This is a genomic window from Roseobacter sp. N2S, from assembly GCF_031454055.1.
Classification (GTDB): Bacteria; Pseudomonadota; Alphaproteobacteria; order Rhodobacterales; family Rhodobacteraceae; genus Amylibacter.
In genome coordinates this window covers 351,446-368,299 of sequence record NZ_JAVDQB010000003.1, presented here as the reverse complement: position 1 = coordinate 368,299, position 16,854 = coordinate 351,446, and the positions used below count along the sequence as shown (strand labels likewise).

The 16,854-nt window shown below is 55.0% G+C and carries 17 protein-coding genes; 12 read left to right on the top strand and 5 right to left on the bottom strand.

Annotation, left to right across the window (positions count from 1 at the left end):
* The first annotated feature begins 22 nt into the window (after positions 1 to 22).
* From GGE09_RS10860 to GGE09_RS10840, 5 genes are all read left to right on the top strand, one after another.
* Positions 23 to 2,857, top strand: a complete 2,835-nt coding sequence (locus GGE09_RS10860) for a molybdopterin oxidoreductase family protein (RefSeq protein WP_309746147.1) — start codon at positions 23 to 25, stop codon at positions 2,855 to 2,857.
* Positions 2,857 to 3,690, top strand: a complete 834-nt coding sequence (locus GGE09_RS10855; RefSeq protein WP_309746146.1) for an alpha/beta hydrolase — start codon at positions 2,857 to 2,859, stop codon at positions 3,688 to 3,690. Before GGE09_RS10860 ends, GGE09_RS10855 begins: the two co-directional genes overlap by 1 nt.
* The gene (locus GGE09_RS10850) at positions 3,687 to 4,442 is read left to right on the top strand and encodes a 4Fe-4S dicluster domain-containing protein (RefSeq protein ID WP_309746145.1); all 756 of its coding nucleotides are present in this window, start codon (positions 3,687 to 3,689) and stop codon (positions 4,440 to 4,442) included. The genes GGE09_RS10855 and GGE09_RS10850 overlap by 4 nt, the downstream gene beginning before the upstream one ends.
* Positions 4,442 to 5,326, top strand: coding sequence for a DmsC/YnfH family molybdoenzyme membrane anchor subunit (locus tag GGE09_RS10845; protein WP_309746144.1), 885 nt, complete (start codon positions 4,442 to 4,444; stop codon positions 5,324 to 5,326). Before GGE09_RS10850 ends, GGE09_RS10845 begins: the two co-directional genes overlap by 1 nt.
* A gap of 561 nt (positions 5,327 to 5,887) precedes the next feature.
* Positions 5,888 to 6,679 (top strand): LytTR family DNA-binding domain-containing protein, encoded by a 792-nt coding sequence (locus tag GGE09_RS10840; protein WP_309746143.1) that lies wholly within the window; start codon positions 5,888 to 5,890, stop codon positions 6,677 to 6,679.
* Positions 6,680 to 6,695: 16 nt separating this feature from the next.
* Here GGE09_RS10840 and GGE09_RS10835 read toward each other — a convergent pair whose 3' ends face one another.
* Positions 6,696 to 7,601 carry a DMT family transporter gene (locus GGE09_RS10835; RefSeq protein ID WP_309746142.1) on the bottom strand — a complete coding sequence of 302 codons (906 nt, stop codon included), beginning with the start codon at positions 7,599 to 7,601 and terminating at the stop codon, positions 6,696 to 6,698.
* Positions 7,602 to 7,737: 136 nt separating this feature from the next.
* On the bottom strand, positions 7,738 to 7,989 hold the full coding sequence (locus GGE09_RS10830; protein WP_309746141.1) for an accessory factor UbiK family protein: 252 nt from the start codon (positions 7,987 to 7,989) through the stop codon (positions 7,738 to 7,740).
* 119 nt (positions 7,990 to 8,108) lie between these two features.
* Between GGE09_RS10830 and lgt the strand changes: the two genes are divergently transcribed.
* The 3 genes from lgt to pgeF are packed head-to-tail and all read left to right on the top strand — an operon-like array spanning position 8,109 to position 10,809.
* Positions 8,109 to 9,002: a prolipoprotein diacylglyceryl transferase gene (gene lgt / locus GGE09_RS10825; RefSeq protein ID WP_309746140.1), complete on the top strand. Its 894-nt coding sequence runs from the start codon at positions 8,109 to 8,111 to the stop codon at positions 9,000 to 9,002.
* Positions 8,999 to 10,051, top strand: coding sequence for an SAM-dependent methyltransferase (locus tag GGE09_RS10820; RefSeq protein ID WP_309746139.1), 1,053 nt, complete (start codon positions 8,999 to 9,001; stop codon positions 10,049 to 10,051). The genes lgt and GGE09_RS10820 overlap by 4 nt, the downstream gene beginning before the upstream one ends.
* The gene (pgeF, locus tag GGE09_RS10815; protein WP_309746138.1) at positions 10,051 to 10,809 is read left to right on the top strand and encodes a peptidoglycan editing factor PgeF; all 759 of its coding nucleotides are present in this window, start codon (positions 10,051 to 10,053) and stop codon (positions 10,807 to 10,809) included. Before GGE09_RS10820 ends, pgeF begins: the two co-directional genes overlap by 1 nt.
* A gap of 513 nt (positions 10,810 to 11,322) precedes the next feature.
* Here the strand turns inward: pgeF and GGE09_RS10810 are convergent.
* Entirely contained in the window at positions 11,323 to 11,820 is a 498-nt protein-coding gene (locus GGE09_RS10810; RefSeq protein ID WP_309746137.1) for an Lrp/AsnC family transcriptional regulator, read from the bottom strand.
* 202 nt (positions 11,821 to 12,022) lie between these two features.
* Here GGE09_RS10810 and trxB point away from each other — a divergent pair, with 202 nt between their 5' ends.
* The 3 genes from trxB to GGE09_RS10795 all read left to right on the top strand — a co-directional run bounded on the left by trxB (position 12,023) and on the right by GGE09_RS10795 (position 15,695).
* Positions 12,023 to 12,964 carry a thioredoxin-disulfide reductase gene (trxB, locus tag GGE09_RS10805; RefSeq protein ID WP_309746136.1) on the top strand — a complete coding sequence of 314 codons (942 nt, stop codon included), beginning with the start codon at positions 12,023 to 12,025 and terminating at the stop codon, positions 12,962 to 12,964.
* A 214-nt stretch (positions 12,965 to 13,178) separates the two neighbouring features.
* Positions 13,179 to 15,248 carry a bifunctional sulfate adenylyltransferase/adenylylsulfate kinase gene (locus GGE09_RS10800; protein WP_309746135.1) on the top strand — a complete coding sequence of 690 codons (2,070 nt, stop codon included), beginning with the start codon at positions 13,179 to 13,181 and terminating at the stop codon, positions 15,246 to 15,248.
* 183 nt (positions 15,249 to 15,431) lie between these two features.
* Entirely contained in the window at positions 15,432 to 15,695 is a 264-nt protein-coding gene (locus GGE09_RS10795; protein WP_309746134.1) for a hypothetical protein, read from the top strand.
* 106 nt (positions 15,696 to 15,801) lie between these two features.
* Here GGE09_RS10795 and GGE09_RS10790 read toward each other — a convergent pair whose 3' ends face one another.
* Together GGE09_RS10790 and GGE09_RS10785 are read right to left on the bottom strand one after the other, a co-directional pair.
* Positions 15,802 to 16,029, bottom strand: coding sequence for a DUF1150 family protein (locus GGE09_RS10790; RefSeq protein ID WP_309746133.1), 228 nt, complete (start codon positions 16,027 to 16,029; stop codon positions 15,802 to 15,804).
* A gap of 10 nt (positions 16,030 to 16,039) precedes the next feature.
* A complete protein-coding gene (locus GGE09_RS10785) occupies positions 16,040 to 16,453 on the bottom strand; it encodes an Hsp20 family protein (protein WP_309746132.1) in 414 nt (137 codons plus the stop codon).
* Between the two features lie 177 nt (positions 16,454 to 16,630).
* On the opposite strand from GGE09_RS10785, the gene GGE09_RS10780 reads away from it, so the two are divergent.
* Positions 16,631 to 16,849: a DUF465 domain-containing protein gene (locus GGE09_RS10780; protein WP_309746131.1), complete on the top strand. Its 219-nt coding sequence runs from the start codon at positions 16,631 to 16,633 to the stop codon at positions 16,847 to 16,849.
* Positions 16,850 to 16,854 lie beyond the last annotated feature (5 nt).

Below are 16,854 nucleotides of genomic sequence, written 5' to 3'. Positions count from 1 at the left end.
AACACTGGGAACGGAGAACAAAATGAACAAACACATCCAGCCACCGCTAGATACGTCCCCCAAGGTTTCTGACGAAATCCGCAAGACCACCTGCTATATGTGCGCCTGCCGCTGCGGCATCAATGTGCATATGCAAGACGGTAAAGTGAAATACATCGAGGGCAACCGCGACCACCCGATCAATCGCGGCGTGCTCTGTGCCAAGGGCTCGGCTGGGATTATGCAGCATTATTCCCCCGCCCGCCTGAATGCACCGATGAAGCGGGTCGGCCCGCGCGGATCGGGTGAATTTGAAGAAATCAGCTGGGACGAGGCCTTTCAGATCGCATCAGACTGGATGCTGCCCCTGCGCGAAAACCACCCCGAAAAACTGGCGTTTTTTACTGGGCGCGACCAATCCCAATCCCTGACATCGTTCTGGGCACAACAATTCGGCACGCCAAATTATGCGGCCCACGGCGGATTTTGTTCGGTAAACATGGCGGCTGCTGGCATCTACACCATGGGCGGCGCATTCTGGGAATTCGGCCAGCCTGATTGGGAACGGGCCAAAATGTTCATGATCTTTGGCGTGGCCGAGGATCACGATTCCAACCCGATCAAAATAGGCCTGTCCCGTTTGAAAGAACGGGGCGCAAAGATCGTCGGGGTGAACCCCGTGCGATCAGGATATAACGCCATCGCCGATGAATGGGTCGGGATCACGCCCGGCACGGACGGGTTGTTCATCCTGTCATTGATCCGCGAATTGCTGGCGGCGGGCAAAGTGGATTTGAACTATCTGATCCGCTACACCAACGCGCCATATCTGGTGAATTGCGATCCGAATTCCGACGATCATGGCCTGTTTTTATACGATAATGACGGCAAGCCACAGGTTCTGGACCGCACCACGGGAGAACCCCTACCGTTTGACCAGCAGGGTGTGAAACCCGAATTGGCCACAGATTATACCCACAAAGGCACGCTCTACCGCCCCGCTTTCCAACTGATGGCCGAAAAATATCTGGTGGATGATTACGCGCCCGAAAACGTGGCGGAACGCACGGGTGTGAAAGCCGAAACCATCCGCCGCCTCGCCGCTGAACTGGCCCGCACCGCCTTTGAAGAAGAGATCGTGATCAACCAACCGTGGACAGATTTTCGCGGTGAAAAACACGAAACCATGATCGGCCGCCCCGTGGCGTTTCACGCCATGCGCGGGATTTCGGCCCATTCCAACGGGTTCCAGACCTGTCGCGCCCTGCATCTGTTACAAATCCTGCTGGGCAGTGTCGAGGTTCCGGGCGGTTTCCGCTTTAAACCACCCTACCCCAAACCCGTAACAGGCCACCCGCGCCCTCACGCCAAACCCGTTGCAAACAGCCCGCTGAACGGGCCACATCTGGGCTTCCCGCAAGGCCCCGAAGACCTTGCGATCAAGGCGAATGGCACACCTGCGCGGATCGACAAGGCCTTTACATGGGAAAATCCCATGTCGGCCCACGGCATGATGCATATGGTGATTTCCAACGCCCATGCAGGCGATCCCTATAAAATCGACACGCTGTTTATGTATATGGCGAATATGTCGTGGAATTCGTCGATGAACACCCGCGGCGTGATGGATATGCTAACGGATAAGACCGAAGACGGAGAATATGTCATCCCGCGGATCATCTATTCCGACGCCTATTCATCTGAAATGGTGGCGTTTTCCGACCTGATCCTGCCTGACACCACCTACCTTGAACGCCACGATTGTATTTCCCTACTGGACCGCCCCATTTCCGAGGCTGAAGCCATGTGCGACAGCATCCGCTGGCCCGTGGTCGAGCCGGACCGAGATGTGCGCGGGTTCCAGTCCGCCCTGATCCAGCTGGGCGCCAAGATGAAACTGCCCGGTTTTGTAAACGATGATGGCAGCGCAAAGTACCAGGATTACGCGGATTACATCGTCAACCACGAACGCCGCCCCGGAGTTGGACCTTTGGCCGGATGGCGGGGCGAGGACGAAAAAGGATCGGGGCGCGGTGCGCCAAACCCCAAACAAATCGACCGCTATATCGAAAATGGCGGCTTTTATATGGATCACATTCCCGACGAAGCCTTGTTCTATAAACCGTGGAACAAAGCCTATCAGGACTGGGCGGTGGAACGGGGCATATTCGACAAACCCTCCCCCTATACGTTCAACATCTATGTGGAACAGATGCAAAAATTCCGGCTGGCGGCCGAGGGTAAAGGCGAATTGCAGCCCCCCGATCACCTGCGCGACCAGTTGAAAATGGCGATGGACCCGCTGCCCACTTGGTGGCAACCCTTTGAAGAATCTCTTGTGGACGGCGTTGAATATCCGCTGCATGCCCTGACCCAACGCCCAGCCGCCATGTATCATTCATGGGGGTCGCAAAACGCTTGGCTGCGCCAGATCCACGGGCACAATCCGCTGTATGTGTCAGGCGAGGTCTGGGCCGAACACGGCTTTGCCGAGGGCGATTGGGCTTACCTCAAATCCCATCATGGCGAAATTCAGGTGCCGGTGGTGCGCATGGATGCGCTGAACGCCAAAACCGTCTGGACATGGAATGCCATTGGCAAACGCAAAGGGGCCTGGGCTTTGAACGAAGACGCGCCGGAAACCACAAAAGGCTTTCTTCTCAATCACTTAATCCACGAACTTCTACCACCCAAAGGCGACGGACTGCGCTGGTCGAATTCTGATCCGGTCACAGGACAGGCAGCGTGGTATGATCTGCGGGTGAACATCCGCAAAGCCCCGATCCCCGAAAACCTGCAATCCGAGCCGGAACTGCCTGCGCAGAAGTCCCCCGTGGGCACAGGACCAAAAGACATCCGCTACGGGGAAGATTTCTAATGCAGAGCCATACAGTTTCCGGCGGCGGCGGATGCAAAATCCACGTGACCGAGCAAGGCTCCAAAGACGCCCCGACCCTGCTGTTTGTACACGGATGGGCGCAACATAACATCTGCTGGCAGGCACAATCGCCGCTTGCGGAAAACTTTCGGCTGGTTGCCCTTGATCTGCGCGGACACGGCGCATCCGAAACCCCGCCCGAGGTTGCGGATTACACTGATGCAACCCTCTGGGGGAACGATATCTACGCAGTTATCAAAGAGCTGGACCTGAAAAACCCGATCCTTGTGGGCTGGTCTTATGGGGCGCGGGTGATTTCGTCTTATGTGGCCACCCACGGGCAGGATGCCATCGCGGGGATCGTTTTGATTGGCGGGGTCATCGCCATCGGCGCGCACCGCGAACCGTGGATGATGGGCGAAGGCAGTCCCGCTTTGAACAAAGACCTCTATACTTCGGAACAAAGCCGCCTGATTCCCGCCACCGTTAAATTTGTCGATCAATGCACTTTTAAACCGCTCGACCGCGCGGTGTTTGCTACATTGGTCGCGGCAAATATGCTGGTGTCGGCTTTTGTGCGGCGCGCGCTGTTTGCTGGCGATTGGGATTGCCGCCCTGTTTGGCAAGGGTTCGCCAAACCGGCGCTGGTGATCCACGGCACATCCGATGAAATTGTTCTGCCCGCAGTCGGCAAAGCCGCCGCAGAAGCGCTGCCAAATGCCAGTTTGTCGCTTTACGACGAAACCGGACATGCTCCGTTTGCCGAACATCCCGCCCGTTTCAACGCAGAGCTTGCAGACTTTGCGACCAAAACGCTTGGAGTTTCCCTATGACGACCCTTCCACAATCCACCCACAAAAAGCTTGGGCTTGCCATTGATCTGGATATTTGTGTCGGCTGCCATGCCTGTGTGATCAACTGCAAGGAATGGAACAGCTCAAACTATGGCGCGCCTTTATCGGATCAGGATGCTTACGGTGCGAACCCAGTGGGCACTTTCCTGAACCGCATTCACACCTATGAGGTGAAAGCCCCTGAAAAACCGGCCCAAACTGTGCATTTTCCCAAATCCTGCCTGCACTGCGAAGACGCGCCTTGTGTGACGGTTTGCCCAACAGGGGCCAGTTACAAACGGGTTGAGGATGGTATCGTTCTGGTCAATGAAAGTGACTGCATCGGCTGTGGGTTATGCGCTTGGGCCTGTCCTTATGGTGCGCGCGAACTGGATGCCGCCGAGGGTGTGATGAAAAAATGCACCCTTTGTGTGGATCGCATTTACAATGAAAACCTGCCCGAAATCGACCGCGAGCCCGCCTGCGTGCGCACCTGCCCGGCAAATGCGCGCCATTTCGGGGATTTTGCCGATCCGGACAGCGATGTTTCCAAAATGTCAGCGGCCCGTGGCGCGGTGCCTTTGTTCCCCGAACAGGGAACCAAACCGGTCAATCGCTACCTGCCGCCCCGCCCCAAAGCGGATATACAGACAGATGGCGATATTAACATCCTCGCCCCGTTTCTGGACACAACACCGACACCCGCCAAAGGCCTTCTTGGCTGGCTCGACAAAGCACTGGAGTCACTCTGATGCATCCCGCACCATCCGTTATTGTCTTCACTGCGTTTTCCGGCCTTGGCTTTGGTCTGCTGGCCTTTCTGGGGCTGAATGTTCCAGATGTGACCGGGCTGACGGCCTTTGTCTTTTTCTTTATCGGCTATGCTTTGGCGGTCGGCGGTTTGCTGGCGTCTACTTTTCACCTTGGCAATCCGCAACGGGCCATCAAAGCCTTTAGCCAATGGCGCAGCAGCTGGTTATCGCGCGAAGGCGTCTTTGCAGTTCTGGCCCTATGCGTCATGGGGCTTTACGCGGCCTGTCTGATTTTTCTGAACCTCCGTTTGCCGATTCTGGGAATTATCGGATCAATCCTCTGTCTGATTTCTGTTTATTGCACATCAATGATTTACGGACAGTTAAAGACGGTCCCCCGTTGGAACCAACCGCTAACCCCTGTTTTGTTCATGATGTTCACGCTGACAGGCGGGGCCTTGCTGGCGGGGCAAGTCAAACTCGCCGCCGGTTTGATGATCCTGCTATGCGCCGTACAATACGCCCATTGGCTGATCGGTGACAAACGGCTGGCCCAGTCGGGTGCCACGATTGAAACGGCCACCGGACTGGGGCATCTGGGGAAAGTGCGCTTGCTGGAAAGCCCCCACAGCGGAACGAATTACCTGCTCAAAGAAATGGCCCATCAAGTTGGCCGCAAACACGCCGTAAAGCTGCGCACAATCGCGCTGTTGTGCTTGGGCGCACTCCCCTTCGCGCTGCTGGTTTTGACAGCCCCTGGCCACCTGAGCGCCCTTGTGGCGATCCTGTTGCATCTGGTCGGCCTGTTCGCCGCCCGCTGGCTGTTCTTTGCCGAGGCAGAGCACGTGGTAGCATTGTATTACGACCGTCACAAAGCAGCCTAACATCCCCTATAAATTCCGAAACAATCACAGCCCGAAGGTTCCCCGCCTTCGGGCTTTTTCTTTACCTAAAGGCCAAATGTGAAGATTTGATTTACCCACAAAAAAACGCTCTCGGGGGCAGATCCGAGAGCGCCTTTTTTCGTCAGTATCGCACCAGAGCCACGGGACGAGCGTGTTACCTTAGCGAAGCTAGTCATGTGCTGCAGTGCGTTTCTGATGAAACAAGCTGCTCTTAACACAACTGGTGCTGTGCACCTGACTGACCTGGAGGTGGGCGGCTTGCGCCCTGAAGTCGAGAATTGTTATCGCGGATAAATCCTTTGTTTTCTAGCCGCTTTGCGTGAAACGACACATATTCTTCGTGAAATGACCCATGCCTTTTGAAATTCAATTTGGCGCTTCGCGAAATGCACATCCCCCTTTCAGGCAGCCCCTTTCACGAAGCGTCATATGACCACCTTGGAGTCACCACACCCCCGACACGGGTCTGACACATTTCTGCCTGATTCCAGCCGTATCAGGGTGCAATTCACGAAAACCCGTTAAAAATAAGGCTGTGCAATGAACATCAACATCATCTTCTCCGGTCGGGACAGAAACGTGCTGCACGCCCTGCCCGCTGTGATGTGGCTGGCAAGCTGTTTGTATACGGTGTTGATCGTTTTGAACGCCCTGCCCCCGATGTTATCGTCCCAATCACCTGTTTCCCTTAAAAATATAGCCGTTATCCTGATGTGCATTCTGATTATGTACCCTGTGTATCGTTTGGGGTTCATGGCGATCACGCGGCTTTACCCCGACAGTCCTGTCGTCAAAAGAATCGCTGTTTTATCGCTGATTTGTGTGGGGATCGGGGCTTTGGCCCTTGGTGGGGCAATGGTTGCGGCGGATGTATCCGGCAGCGCCCTAAGCCGTGCCGATCTGCGCTGGTATCTTTTAAACCTTTTGGTGGGCATTTTCCTGATGCCAGTGTTTTTCTTTATTATCAGGGGCAGTAACATTGTGCGTGATCAGTTGACCCATGGGGGGGGATCCCAAGCCGCCCGCATGATCCTGCGCAAGTTGGGACCGGATGCGGGTCATAAACTGGTGCGCATGCAAAGTGCTGACCACTATGTTGAGGTTCACACCGAAAAAGGCCCCAAATTGCTGTTGATGCGGCTATCCGACGCCACCCAGATGCTTGAAAGTTTTGACGGATCACAAGTGCATCGGTCCCATTGGGTGAATTACAGTGAAGTTGCAGGCGTGATCAAACGGGACCGCAAAGTCTGGTTGCGTATGTCAGACGGCGCCGAAGTCCCAGTATCCCGCAGTTTTCGCCCTGAATTACGCGCAGCGGGCATGATTTAACGCAGCCCCCCTGCGACTAAAGGAACATCACCAGCACGATGATGCTAAGCACCACAAACCCGATTCCCGTCAATTCACGCGGGGTGCTGGTTTCTTTGAAAAACAAATAAGACGCCAGAAACGAAAAGATCAGTTCCACCTGCCCCAGCGCCTTTACATAGGCGGCATTTTGCAAGGTGAAGGCGGTAAACCACCCGAGTGATCCGATCATCCCTGACAGACCTACAAGTGCAGTAATCCGCCAATGGTGCAAAACTTTGGTGATCTCGCCAGCTTCGCGCAGGGACAGCCACACAGCCATAATTACGGTCTGAAATGTGGTAACACACATTAAGGTAAAAACCGAGCGCAGCAAAAAATACCCATCCCCCAGCGACAAAGATGCGCCGCGATAGCCGATGGCGGACACCCCGAACAACGCCCCCGAAGCCAGACCGATACCCGCCGCCCGATTGAAATAGCGCCGCCAGCCCCCCAAACCCTTGCTGTCAGGCGGGTCGGACAACAGGATCACCCCCACCAAGCCGATGACTATGGCCAGCAAACCATAGCCCGAAATCCCCTCGCCCAGCACGATGGCGCCGATCAGGGCGGTCTGGATGGTCTCGGTCTTTTTGAATGTGATGCCCACGGCAAAGTTGCGTTGGGAAAACAGCGCGACGACCAGCATGGTTGCCAGAATTTGCGCGATGCCGCCAAAGCCTGCGAACAGGAAGAACCGAGGCGACACTTGCGGCATGTCCCAGCCGTTGACCCGCGTCAAGACAACCAACAGAAGCGCCGCCAAAGGGGCTGCAAACAGGAACCGCGCGAAAGTTGCGCCCGCTGTGCTAAGCCCCGTGGCCTTTAGATGTTTTTGCAGCATAAAGCGCAGGTTTTGACTGAACGCCGCGCCGATTGAGATGGGAATCCAAAGCTCCATAAGACATGCCTTTCGCTTTGGCCTTTAAAAGCACGGCACATCCCCAAGGTCGAGCGGGTTTTATCAAATCCTGTCGGCGATCTGGCGCAAGCCCGAAAAAACAGGCCGCGCCAGATCGCTTGGGAGCCTAAGCCCCCTATTTCTTGGCGGTTTTGCCTTCCAGCGCGTCCAGACGGGCGGATAGGGCTGCGTTTTCTTCACGGGCTTTTTGCGCCATCAGACGCACCGCGTCGAATTCTTCACGGCTGACAAAATCACGATCCGCAAGCCAGCGGTCCATCCAGCTTTTCATGGCTGTTTCGGCCTCGGTCTTGGCGCCTTGGGCCACGCCCATAGCGTTGGTCATCACTTGGCTTAGGTCTTCGAACAGTTTGTTACGGGTCTGCATGGCGGCCCCCTTATCATTGCTGTAGTTCCCCGTTATATGGGGTTCAAACGGGCAAATGCAAAGCCCCAAGTGCATAACGCGACCCTTCGCCCCGATCGGGCTGGCATAAAGGCAATTCCATGATAGCAGCAATCCCATTTCCCGACATTGATCCGGTGTTGTTTTCCTTTGATATTCTGGGCTTTACCTTAGCGATCCGCTGGTATGCGCTGGCCTATATCGCGGGGTTCCTGCTGGCTTGGGGCTGGGCCAACCGCGCAATCCGGCGCACGTCCTTGTGGCCCAACGATCAAGCCCCGATGACCACCAAACACACAGAGGATTTCCTGACCTGGGCGATCTTGGGCGTGATCATCGGCGGGCGGTTGGGCTATGTGCTGTTCTATTCCAATGGCGCCTATCTGGATGATCCAGCCATGATCTACCGCGTCTGGGAGGGCGGCATGTCCTTTCACGGCGGTTTTGCGGGCGTGATTGTCGCCACCATTTTATTCGCGCGGAAATACAAAATCCCCATGATGTCCCTTGGGGATATTCTGGCCTTGGGCGTGCCCATCGGGCTTGGCCTTGGCCGCGTCGCCAATTTTATAAACGCTGAACTTTGGGGCCGCCCCACCGATGTGCCTTGGGGCGTGGTCTTTCCCGATGCGCCCGACTGCCCGCTGACATGGATCGAGCCGGTTTGCGCCCGCCATCCCTCACAGCTCTATGAGGCATTCCTAGAGGGTGTGGTCCTGTTCATTCTGCTGGGGAATCTGGCCTATCGTCGGGGCTGGTTAAAAACACCGGGCGCCATCACCGCGCTGTTTTTTGCGGGCTATGGCCTGTCCCGCTTTGTGGTGGAATTCTTTCGCCAAGGGGATTCCCAATTCACCGATTTCTCTAACCCTTGGGGCCATATCCTGCGCTTTGGCCAAAACCCTGACAGTCTGGGCCTGACCATGGGGCAAGTGTTATCCCTGCCAATGATCGCGATCGGTCTGGCCTTGCTGTTTTATGTGCGCCGCAAATGACCCCACTGCACGATATATTACTACGCCAGATCGGGCGGCTGGGTCCGATGAGCATTTCAGAGTTCATGACCCAATGCCTGTATCACCCCGAACACGGCTATTACACGCAAGCCAAACCGCTGGGCCGCGCGGGGGATTTCATCACCGCGCCTGAAATCAGCCAGATGTTTGGTGAAATGATCGGCCTGTGTCTGGCACAGAACTGGCTGGATCAGGGCGCACCGGAGCGGTTTTGTCTGGCAGAACTTGGTCCGGGATCAGGCCAATTGATGGCCGACATCCTGCGCGCCACAAAATCAGTTCCCGGTTTTCACGCAGCTGCACAGCTTTACCTGTGCGAGGTGAACCCCCATCTTAAGGCGCAGCAAGCCGAACGACTTGCCAGCTTTGCCCCCCACTGGATCGCCAGCACGACCGACCTGCCTGCCCTGCCCCTGTTTCTGGTGGCAAATGAATTTTTGGACTGCCTACCCATCAACCAGTTCATCGCAACTGACAGTGGTTGGGACGAACAGATCGTCGCCAGTCATGAAGGCCAGCTTTGTTTTGCCCGTCGCGCAGCGGGGGCCGTGGAAAGCGAACTGCCCAAAGACGCCACAACCGGCACAGTGATCGAGCTGTGTCCTGCGGCCAACGCCATTGTCCAAGACATTGCGACCAGTATCACCCGCCACGGCGGGCTGGCCCTGATCTGTGATTACGGGGACACAGGGGGCGGCGACACATTGCAAGCGATCCGCGCCCATGAAAAGATGGACCCGCTAGATCATGTGGGGCAGGCAGACCTGACCGCCCATGTGAATTTCGCAGCCTTAAAAGACGCGCTGGTTAATGTGCAAACAGCAGGACCAACCCCCCAAGGCGCGTTTCTGGAACGGCTCGGGATTACCACCCGTGCCCAAACGCTGGCGCAAAACCTGTCAGGCGCGGCTTTGGAAAATCACATCACGGCCCATCATCGCTTGACGCACCCCGATGAAATGGGTGAGTTGTTTAAAGTAATGGCAATCCTGCCCCGCGACGGGGTGGCCCCTGCTGGATTTATCTAATGACACTGGAAATTCTGACATCTGACACTTTGGCCCCTGTACGGCATGGTTTTTTCACCCGCAGCGGTGGGGCATCCTCGGGGATTTTCAGCGGGTTGAACTGTGGACTTGGGTCCAGCGACCAGCGCGAAGTGGTGACGATGAACCGAAAAATGGTGGCGAAATCTATGGGCACCACGGCAGAGCTGATGGCTGGGGTTCACCAGATCCATTCCGCCAAAGTACAGATCGCCACAGCAGAAAATGCCGCCGAGCGACCCGAGGCGGATGCCCTGGTGACCCGTACCAAAGGCGTGGCACTTTCTGTGCTGGCTGCCGATTGCGCCCCGATTCTGTTTGCAGATGCACAAGCTGGTGTTATTGGCGCGGCCCATTCCGGCTGGAAAGGCGCGGTTGGCGGGGTGATTTCCCAAACTGTCGACGCCATGGTTACCCTTGGTGCAACCCGCAGCCATATCAAAGCCTGCATCGGCCCCTGCATCAGCCAGCGCAGCTATGAGGTCGGGCCCGAGTTTTTTGAACAGTTCCGCGATGAAGACCCAGAATTCACCCGATTCTTTGCCCAAGGCACAGATCACCACTTTTTATTCGACCTGCCCGGTTTCTGCCTGCACCAGCTGCGTGAAACAGGTCTGGCGGATGCCCATTGGATCGGTCATTGCACCTATTTGGATGAAAGCCGGTTTTATTCCTATCGTCGCGCCACCCATCGCAAAGAAGCGGATTACGGTCGGTTGATTTCAGCCATCATATTGTAGCCAAATTGGAAACAATGTGGCTGAGACGTGCCGCCTTTTGACATATTTAGCGGCCGCAATGGCAGACCAATAAGTCAATTAGTTGTTATAATTCAACGCACTACAGCACAATCCTACCAATGCCACATTTCTATTAAAGATTTTCGAAGATTTCACAAAACCACCTTTTTCCTGCGCATTTTGCGGCGCAATCCCTCGGTAGAACAGACTTAACGAAACGCAAACACCTACCGGAGTTGAGCACATGAAAAAGAACAATCGCTGGATGAAATGGGTTCTTAAAGAATCCGCTGCAATGTCCCAAAAAGAACAGTTGAAAGCAGCCAGCTAAATCGCGCCCCATGCTTTCGCGTCAAAATCGCGCTGCGCGCGTCGGTGGTCACACCGTTTTATAGAATTCCTCAGGAATACGGTGCACGTTCCCCCTGAAACAAACCCCTGCCATTCATGGCGGGGGTTTTCTTTTGGCTGGCTCGACAGACAGTTTTTGCGTCGCAGCTATGGCAGGTGGCCTTAATCGTCGATGGCGCGGGCTTCCAAAACGCTGAACGGCACGCCTGGCATGTCTTTGGCGCCGCGGATCACCAAAGAGGTCTTCACACTTGCCACATTTTCAGCGGCGGTCAGGTGATTGGTCAAAAAGGTCTGGAATGTGGTCAGATCAGGCGCGACACATTTCAAAATGAAATCAATTTCGCCATTCAACATATGACATTCGCGCACCAAAGGCCAATCGCGGCATTGGGTTTCAAAAGCGCTCAGGTCTACCTCGGCTTGGGAATGTAGGCCGACCATGGCGAAAACCTTCACCTCGAATCCCAATTCGCGCGCATCCACATCGGCGTGATAGCCGCGAATAAGCCCGCTTTCTTCCAAGGTACGCACCCGGCGCAAACAAGGGGGCGCGGAAATCCCGACACGTTTGGCCAGTTCCACATTGGTCATCCGACCGTCGCCTTGCAGCTCGGCCAGAATCTTTCGATCAATGGGGTCCAGTTTGATTGTTGGCATAATATCTCCACAGCCGTCGCGGCAAATTACGCAGAACGGCCCAGCTGCGCAATAATATTTCGCAACAGCGCAATATTATTTCCTAAGCACGGCCATAGACCAGTCTTGACCCAGTCGCAACAGCGTGAAAATCCCTGCCTTTCCCTTCGCCCCGCGCGACCGTATATAAGGCGAAACCAATTATACCGACCGGAGAATCCTCATGTCTGATACCCGCCACACCCGCCTGTTGATCATCGGCTCTGGCCCAGCGGGATATACCGCTGGCGTTTATGGCGCACGTGCCATGGTTGAACCCCTTTTGGTGCAGGGCATTGAACCGGGTGGCCAGCTGACCACCACAACCGAGGTGGAAAACTGGCCCGGTGACACCGAAGTTCAAGGCCCGGATCTGATGATCCGCATGGAAGCCCACGCCAAAGCGATGGGCTGTGAAATCGTCGGCGACATTATTACCGATCTGGATCTGTCCAAACGCCCCTTCACCGCGAACGGTGACAGCGGCACCACCTACACGGCGGATGCGGTTATTCTGGCAACAGGCGCACGGGCCAAATGGCTGGGTCTGGAAACCGAAGATAAATTCAAAGGCTTTGGCGTTTCCGCCTGCGCTACCTGTGACGGTTTTTTTTACCGCGGACAGGAAATCGTTGTGATCGGCGGCGGCAATACTGCGGTCGAAGAAGCGCTGTTCCTGACCAACTTTGCCTCTAAAGTGACGCTGATCCACCGCCGCGATACATTGCGGGCGGAAAAAATCCTGATCGACCGTCTGGAAAAGAACCCCAAGATCGAGCCTTTGTGGTTCCATGAACTGGACGAAGTCATCGGCACCGATACCCCGCTGGGCGTAGAAGGTGTAAAGGTGAAGCACACCAAAACTGGCGAAATTACAGAAATCCCGTGCAAAGGTGTGTTTGTCGCCATTGGCCACGCCCCTGCCAGCGAATTGGTCAAAGACCAGCTGGAAACCCATATGGGCGGCTATGTGAAAACCAAACCCGACAGCACAGCCACATCCATCCCGGGCGTATTTGCTGCAGGCGATCTGACGGATCACCAATACCGCCAAGCGGTCACCTCTGCGGGAATGGGCTGTATGGCAGCGCTAGAGGCGGAACGGTTTCTGGCTGAAAACGAATAGCACCTGCGCGTACCCATAAGTGCGAAGCAGACAACAAAACACACTAGCCCCGACGGATCATCGTCGGGGCTTTTTCGTAAGTTCTGTATACGGCGTGATCATCGCGCCCCATAAAATGCCGTTTTTCGCTCACCCAAGAAAAAATGCTTTGTCCATTTGAAGAACTATGCGATGCGTTCACGCGTGAACACACTTTGATTCGCAGGTATGGACGTTGCAGACAGCAAAACCCAATCACGATGAAGAAGATCAGCTTTTCCGCCTGTTGCGCCAGCTTGATCTTGCTTCCGATGCCTCGCAGCGCGCGCTTGCCGCTGCGATCGGGGTGTCTTTGGGTCGCCTGAACGCCCTATTGAAATCCGCGACGGATGCAAAGCTGGTCAAGATCAGCAACCGCAAAGGCGCAGACAATCGTCAGCGCTTCACCTATTCGCTCACCTCTCGGGGTTGCGCGGAGAAAATCCACCTCACCGACAGATTTCTGGCACGTAAATTCGCCGAATATGACGCGTTACATGCCGAATTGACCGGAACCACCAGTACTTTGGTTCCATTAAAACACAGGACTATAATGATGGAAAACAATCTCGCCCCTATAACCGAGCTGTACGTGTCTTACGACAGCGCCGAAAAGATGAAATTCGAAGCAGCGCAATTGCCGTCTTGGGATCTGACAGCACGTCAGGTGTGCGATCTTGAACTGTTGATGAATGGCGGCTTCAACCCGTTAAAAGGCTTCATGTCTCAAGCCGATTACGAAGGCGTTGTGGACAATATGCGTATGGCTGACGGCGCGTTGTGGCCCATGCCGATCACGCTTGATGTGCCTAAATCTTTCGCTGAAGGTATTGAAATCGGTCAGGATATCGCCCTGCGCGACCCTGAAGGCGTTATTCTGGCGGTTATGTCGGTTACCGACAACTGGACCCCGAACAAAGCCCATGAAGCCGAGAAAGTTTTCGGTGCGGATGACAGCGCCCACCCTGCAGTGAACTACCTGCACAACACAGCTGGCGACGTATACTTGGGCGGCCCGATCATCGGCATCCAGCAGCCCATGCACTATGACTTCCGCGCACGCCGCAACACGCCAAACGAATTGCGCGCCTATTTCCGCAAAATGGGCTGGCGCAAAGTGGTTGCTTTCCAAACCCGTAACCCGCTGCACCGTGCCCATCAGGAACTGACCTTCCGCGCCGCCAAAGAGGCACAGGCCAACCTGTTGATCCACCCCGTTGTCGGCCTGACCAAACCCGGCGACATCGACCACTTCACTCGCGTGCGCTGCTATGAGGCGGTTTTGGACCAATACCCAGCCTCCACAACATCTATGTCCCTGCTCAACCTTGCCATGCGCATGGCTGGCCCGCGGGAAGCTGTTTGGCACGGTCTGATCCGCAAAAACCACGGCTGCACCCACTTTATCGTTGGTCGCGACCATGCTGGCCCCGGCAGCAACAGCCAAGGCGAAGATTTCTACGGCCCCTATGATGCGCAGGATCTGTTCCGCACCCACGAAGACGAAATGGGCATTAAAATGGTCGATTTCAAACACATGGTCTATGTGCAGGATCGCGCCCAATACGAACCAAACGACGAAATCGAAGACCGTGACAACGTTACAATCCTGAATATCTCAGGCACAGAATTGCGTCGTCGTCTATCCGAAGGTCTGGAAATCCCAGAGTGGTTCTCCTTCCCGGCTGTTGTGAATGAACTGCGCCGCACGCGGCCACCACGGGCCAAACAAGGCTTTACTGTGTTCTTCACCGGCTTCTCTGGTTCTGGCAAATCCACTATCGCCAATGCTTTGATGGTGAAACTGATGGAAATGGGCGGCCGCCCGACAACCCTGCTGGACGGCGATCTGGTACGTAAAAACCTGTCCTCAGAGCTGGGCTTTTCCAAAGAGCACCGCGATCTAAACATCCGTCGCATCGGCTATGTGGCATCAGAGATCACCAAAAACGGTGGTATCGCAATCTGTGCGCCAATCGCGCCTTATGCCACCACACGGCGCGCGGTTCGTGAAGAGATCGAACAGTTTGGTGCCTTCCTTGAAGTCCACGTAGCCACGTCAATCGAAGAATGTGAACGGCGGGATCGCAAAGGTCTGTACAAACTGGCCCGTGAAGGAAAAATCAAAGAATTCACAGGTATTTCAGACCCTTATGACGTTCCAGAAAACCCGGAACTGCGGATCGAAACAGAAAGCTCCGATGTGGACAACTGCGCGCATCAGGTTCTGCTGAAGTTGGAAAGCATGGGCTTGATCGGCGCTTAATCGTCCTCTGATCCCTTCAAAACATCCATTGTAAAAACCCGGCCACTGCGCCGGGTTTTTCTTTTTCCACCGCCTAAATACCATACCGTTTTATTCAAATTTTCGACACATTGTCCTCCTAGCTTACCCCTAAGTCAGGGGCCACTGTCGCGCCCCACGTTTAAGAGTATCGGAGTAATAAGTATGTCAATCGACCACGAACGGGAACTATCCCCCCTTTCAGCGCCCTGCCGCACCCGCGCTGAATTCCCACCCGTTCGCAAGGAATTCGACGAAAACCCGCAGCATCAGCCAAACCTGATAGAACGGCTAAGCGCACCGGTTTTTAAGAAAATTGTGACCTATTTTCGAGAGATGACAGGCAGATCCCAAGCGGTTGATTTCATGCCTGAAAGCGCAAAATCTGCATCGACAGGGGCATTTGAAACCCAGTACTTTGGAAAATAACCGAACCCGGAAAACACCCGTTCAGATCAAGCACGGCTCGGGCTCGGTTCTCGGGCTTTTCGGTTCATCGCAGGGTGGACCGTAGCCCACCCGCATTGTTTGTGTGTTAGTGCACGCTGACAGGCGCAAACTCGTTTGTGCGGGCCAGCGCAAAGGCGATGTCACGGTCTTTGGCAAGGGCCAGCCGCTCTCCGTTTTCCGAATGGATCGCATAAATATGCTCATCCCCGTTCAACTGCTCTTGCAGATCATCGGGCAGTTCGGAAAATTCGACAGAGCGTACATAGACCGTGCGATCTTCAAACTTAATCGGAAAGTTAAATTCAACGTCCATGATAGGGCTCCTATTTATTGTTAATTTCGATGGTTTGCACCACCGTATCGGGAATAGATCGGCGCAAATCCACATGCAGCAGACCGTTCTCCATTGACGCACCCGCCACCTCGACCCCTTCGGCCAGCACGAATGAGCGTTGGAACTGTCGGGCCGCAATGCCGCGGTGCAGGAATACCCGACCGTCGTTGTCATCCACCTGACGGCCACGGATCACCAGCTGCGCATTCTCCAGCGTAATCGCTAGGTCTTCTTCACGAAAACCGGCAACCGCTAGGGTTATGCGGTAGGAATCATCGGCACTTTGTTCGATGTTGTATGGAGGATAGCCTTCATTCCCGGATTTTGCCGTGCGTTCGACCAGCCTGTCCAGCTGTTCAAACCCCAGCAAAAAGGGGTGTGAGGCAAAAGAAATCTTCGTCATCTTATAAGCCCTTTTCTGTTAAGCGACTTTCTTCGGGCCCCAAAAGCGGCGACCCTGTAAAGAATATGGGGTGGCAGTGGTAGATTCTCAAGAACTTATTGAAACGACAGGCTGTTAACTCTATTCGGATCACGCTAATATGATGGGAATGGCACAAATGGACAGCACCTGACCCCTATGACAGCTTCTCCGCAAATGGATCGTACCGAGGTACTGCTGGTCAGACTGGCAACCCTGAAGCAAGAGCACCGCGATCTGGATGAGGCCATCCACGCGCTGCACGAAAAAGGCAAAGGCGACGCTTTGACCCTGCAACGGCTCAAGCGGCAAAAACTGATGCTCAAGGATGAAATCATCCGTTTAGAAGACGAAATCACCCCTGACATTATTGCCTAGCCCTG